Source organism: Gluconacetobacter johannae (genome assembly GCF_014174305.1).
Lineage (GTDB): Bacteria > Pseudomonadota > Alphaproteobacteria > Acetobacterales > Acetobacteraceae > Gluconacetobacter > Gluconacetobacter johannae.
This window is the reverse complement of the sequence record NZ_JABEQH010000048.1, coordinates 1-531: the sequence shown is the minus strand read 5'-3', so window position 1 is coordinate 531 and position 531 is coordinate 1. Positions and strand designations below refer to the sequence as shown.

At 69.1% G+C, this 531-nt stretch carries 1 protein-coding gene; it reads left to right on the top strand.

Annotated elements, in window-relative coordinates; all coding sequences use genetic code 11:
• A partial coding sequence (locus tag HLH21_RS16855) for a phosphate ABC transporter ATP-binding protein (protein ID WP_182944900.1) occupies positions 1–516 on the top strand: 516 nt, incomplete at its 5' end.
• Between the last annotated feature and the right edge of the window lie 15 nt (positions 517–531).

Sequence of the window (531 nt, the reverse complement as noted above, 5' to 3'; positions counted from 1 at the left end):
AACGTGCTGCGGGCGCGGGTGGGGATGGTGTTCCAGAAGCCGACGCCGTTCCCGATGTCGATCTACGAGAACATCGCCTTCGGGGTGCGGCTGCACGAACGGCTGGCGCGGTCCGAGATGGACGCGCGGGTCGAGGACGTGCTGCGGCGGGTGGCGCTGTGGGGCGAGGTGAAGGACCGGCTGGGGGCGTCGGCGTCGGCGCTGTCGGGCGGGCAGCAGCAGCGGCTGTGCATCGCGCGGACCATCGCGACCCGGCCGGAGGTGATCCTGCTGGACGAGCCGACCAGCGCGCTGGACCCGATCTCGACGGCGCGGATCGAGGAACTGCTGGACGAGCTGAAGAACGAGTTCACCATCGCCATCGTGACGCACAATTTGCAGCAGGCGGCGCGGTGCGCCGACCGGGTGGCGTTTTTCTACCTGGGCGAACTGGTCGAGGTCGACAGCGCGGACCGGATGTTCACCGCCCCGCGCGAACGCCGCACGCAGGATTACATCACCGGCCGCTTCGGCTGAACGAGGGAGTGGGAA